General features: G+C 69.1%; 2 protein-coding genes. One reads left to right on the top strand and one right to left on the bottom strand.

What is annotated here, in order from left to right; translation table 11 throughout:
• Window positions 1-625: 625 nt before the first annotated feature.
• Window positions 626-2,353 (bottom strand): glycoside hydrolase family 36 protein, encoded by a 1,728-nt coding sequence (locus ACIO5E_RS13800; RefSeq protein ID WP_400666972.1) that lies wholly within the window; start codon window positions 2,351-2,353, stop codon window positions 626-628.
• Window positions 2,354-2,533: 180 nt separating this feature from the next.
• Between ACIO5E_RS13800 and ACIO5E_RS13795 the strand changes: the two genes are divergently transcribed.
• Window positions 2,534-3,544 carry a LacI family DNA-binding transcriptional regulator gene (locus tag ACIO5E_RS13795; RefSeq protein WP_400666970.1) on the top strand — a complete coding sequence of 337 codons (1,011 nt, stop codon included), beginning with the start codon at window positions 2,534-2,536 and terminating at the stop codon, window positions 3,542-3,544.
• Window positions 3,545-3,775: the final 231 nt, after the last annotated feature.

The raw sequence follows: 3,775 nt of genomic DNA, 5'->3' as shown, positions 1-3,775 counted from the left end.
CGCGTTCCGGAGTACGAAGAGACCTACGGAGTGGGAGTCTGCGCCCAACCCACCGAGCACCAGCGTCGCGCCTTGAACCGCACCTTGTCGAGCCACTCCAGACACTCGCCTCTCATCGCCAAGACTCGCTGTTGTCCGTGCGCGGCGCACCCCGCGCCGTCTTTCTGTTCGGCTCTGCCCTGTTCGTTGTGTGCCGTGCTGAAATGCGCGTCGTTGCGTGCCGTACTGAAATGCGCGGCGGAATTCCTCGCACGGGGGATTCTGAATCGGACATGCGGGAATGTGGAATTCGGCAGCAGCGAAGCTTCGCCGAATCCACGGAGGAGTCACCCGAGGATTCGTTCCGAAGTCGCGAAAGACCCGCCGATCGATCCGACACGAGCCGGCCGCGGCGGAGCAGCCGTGACCGCCCAAGCGGCGGGCCCAGAACGTCCGCGACAGCGGGAATCTCCCCGTGCCTGCGGGGGGGAATGTGACCGGGAGATTCCCCGAGGAACGATGCCGGGCCCCTCGGGTCTCGAGCCGATCGGCCGGGGCCGCCGGGCAGCGGAGCTTCGGGCGGCGGCTGAAGACGTCACCCCGACCGGCTGGCAGGCTCCAAGGCCTGGCCGGGCCGGCGACCCGGTCAGGCCTTGGCGGCATCGGCCAGCGAGAGCAGGCCTCCCGTCGGCACCTCCACCACGACGGTGCCCCGGCCCAGTTCCAGCACCTCCTCCCGGAGCACGTGTCCCCGCGCGTTCCGAACGGTCGCAGAAACGTTCCTGCGTGGCCCGCCGGCGAGAGTCACCCGGCTGTCGGCGTCGGCGTTGGCCAGCAGGAACTCCGACCAGCCCTCCATCGGGACGTCCACCACCACCGGCGCGTAGCGCGCGACCACGACTGCCCGGCCATCCCCGGCCCGGACGACCGGGTAGCCGAGGTCCGGGCGGGACGGCTCGAACTCGCCCTGCTGAAGGACCTTCGCGCGCCTTCGGAAGAAGCCCAGCCAGAAGGACAGCGCCTCGATCTGCTCAGGAGTCTGCTCCGCCAGGTCGACGGATATCTGCGGTACCGAGAACAGGATGCTGATCAGCTGTGCGGCGATCTGCTCAGCACTCTCCTGCGGGTGCCACATGACCATGTCCGCGTGCACGGCGATCGGACCGGCCGTCAGCCGCAGGTCGATGGTGCGCCTGCGGTTCTGGGCCGTGGACAGTGGGCAGTCGACGGCACGCACCATGGTGGCGTACGGCCAGAAGCCGTGTCCGATGTACGGTTGGCGGCTTTCGAGCAACACGGACTTCTGCCCCGCGGACGCCTCCTCCACGATCTGCCGGAGCAGCTCGGCCACGGCATCGCCGACGTCGAGGAAGTCCGCTTCGGGGCCTGCGGGCGGGGCGCCGACGGAGGTGAACCGCTCCAGGAAGTCGAACTTGAACCCGTCCATCCCCCACTCGGCGATCGCCCGGACGGTCGTCTCCACCAAGTGTTCGCGGACCACCGGATAGCGCGGGTCGACCACGATCGCGCGCAGTGGCTCGACCCGCTGGAGCGCGTAGGGCTGGAACTTCTCCCACACCGAGCTTTCCTGTCCGACCAGCGGCAGGCCGTACCAGAGCATGTACGCCATGCCCAGCGAACGGACCCGCGCGACGTGCGCGGCCGTCTCCGGCAGGGACAGCGGTTCCCAGTCGCCGCAGTGCCCGAAGGCGCGAGCGCGGTCGGTGGTCATCCACCCGTCGTCGACGATGATGCTGTCGCAGCCGATCGCTTTGGCGAGGACCGCCTGCTGCTCGATCCGCTCGGGCGAGACCTCCTGCATCATCGAGTACCAGGTCGAGTAGACCGGCATCCGGGCGGCATCCGGAATCCGGCGGTCGCTCCCCGGCCACCAGCTCACCAAGTCCTGGAGACAGCGGGCGAAGTGCCGACCGGACCGGTCGATCCGCAGCCGCAGCACCTTGTCGGACTTGACCCAGAAGCGGAAGTCTCCGGTCGCCTCGACCACCCCGCTGCCGATCATGGCGTCGGTCTGCATCGCCGCGAACGCGCACAGGGCCCGGTCGTTCTGCCCGATCAGGGCCGCGACGGGCGCGCCGCGGACGAAGGACACCGGCGTCGGCGCAGCCCAGGCCGTGGGCAGCCAGTAGGCGTCGTTGTTCGTCGGCGTCCAGTAGGCGGTGGCCCCGGTGCAGGGGATACGCCACTCGACCCGGACCTCCCCCGCACCGCGAACCTCCAGTTCGAGCACTCCGCGCCCCAGGTCCGTGGGTTCGGACTCGGCTCCGATGATCCGCAGGTCCAGATCCCCCACCCGGATCTCGTGCGGCACGTCGGCGACAGCCGGGGCGTACGGCTCCCACACCTCGGTCATGCGGCTCCAATCCCTTGATCCGTGAGCGCTCACGTGAGCTGTCACGGATCATGCTCATCGATCACGGCAAGCAAAGTCAAGACTCTGTCTACGCCGGTAAAACCCACCGGTGAGGGCACAGATAAACTGTCCGAAGCCGCGGCTATTGCGGCGAAACCGATCTTCAGGAGGAGAGTCCGGATGCCCCCGTCGTCCGCCAAACGACCCACCATCGAGGACGTCGCGCGGGCCGCGGGAGTCTCACGGCAGACGGTCTCCCGCGCCATCAACGACAAGGGCGAAATCGACCCCCGGACCAGGGACCGCGTCCTTGAGGCCGCCCGCGCGCTCGACTACCGGCCGAATCGCTTCGCCCGCGGCATGATGCGCCGCGACACGCTCACGCTGGGCATGGTCCTCCCCAACCTCACCAACCCGTTCTTTCCCGAGGTCGCCGACGGAGTCATGCACTCGGCCGAGACGGCGGGCGCCCACGTCGTCATGGTCGCGACCCGGGCAACCGAGGACGGAGAACTCGCCGCCCTCGACCTCATCGACCGGCAGACCGACGGCTTCGTCGGCTACCTCCACCACCCCGCCGCACTGGCCAAGGCCCAGCAGCTGGGCATACCCTTCTCCATCTTCGGCTGGGATGCCGAACTGCCCCCGGGGACCAGACTCTTCAACCGCGTCGACATCGACTTCCGCGACGGCGTCGCGCAGATCCTCGCGCACCTCTCCGCCCGCGGCCACACCCGGATCGGCATGCTCGACCTGGGCCGGGAAGGGCCCCGGAGCCCGCGTGGACTCGTCTTCGGCGAACTCGCGGCATCCCTTGTTCCCGGGAACCCGGCCACCCGGATCGCCGGCGCGGGCAACTCGATCCCCGGCGGGCAGGAGGCAATGGGCCGCCTCCTCGACGCCCACCCCGACACCACCGCCGTCATCACCTACAACGATGTCATGGCCGTCGGCGCCCTCCGCGAACTCGAACGCCGGAACCTGACCGCCCCGCAGGACTGCGCCGTCGTCGGCTGCGACGGCCTCGCCATGTCCGAGGTCACCAATCCGCCACTGACCACACTCGACATCGACAAGAACCTCCTGGGCGCCCGCTCCGTGGAACAGGTCGTCGCCCAACTCGCCGACCCGGCCCGACCGGTGGCCCACACCCTCGTCCGCCCCGAGCTCACCGTCCGGGCCTCCACCTGACCGGCGACGTCCCACCCGGCACCTGCCCGCCTGTCAGCAGGCACGAACAGAACAACCATCGACACCCTGGCCGATGTCGCCGGCGACCACCATGCGACCACCGGCTGACGCAAAGACCGAAAGAGCCGGTACCTGGTTTCCCAAGTACCGGCTCTCACGACCGACTTCACAGTCGGGACGACGGGATGTGAACCTGCGCCCCCTCGACCCCCGGCGGCCGAACGGGTGCCC

It is taken from the genome of Kitasatospora sp. NPDC087314 (assembly GCF_044744365.1).
GTDB lineage: Bacteria > Actinomycetota > Actinomycetes > Streptomycetales > Streptomycetaceae > Kitasatospora.
This window is presented reverse-complemented; position numbering and strand designations above follow the sequence as displayed.

Excerpts from the sequence above, each read along its gene's own strand:
- ACIO5E_RS13800 (WP_400666972.1), bottom strand. The coding sequence starts at position 2,353 with ATGACCGAGGTGTGGGAGCCGTACGCCCCGGCTGTCGCCGACGTGCCG.
- ACIO5E_RS13795 (WP_400666970.1), top strand. The coding sequence starts at position 2,534 with ATGCCCCCGTCGTCCGCCAAACGACCCACCATCGAGGACGTCGCGCGG.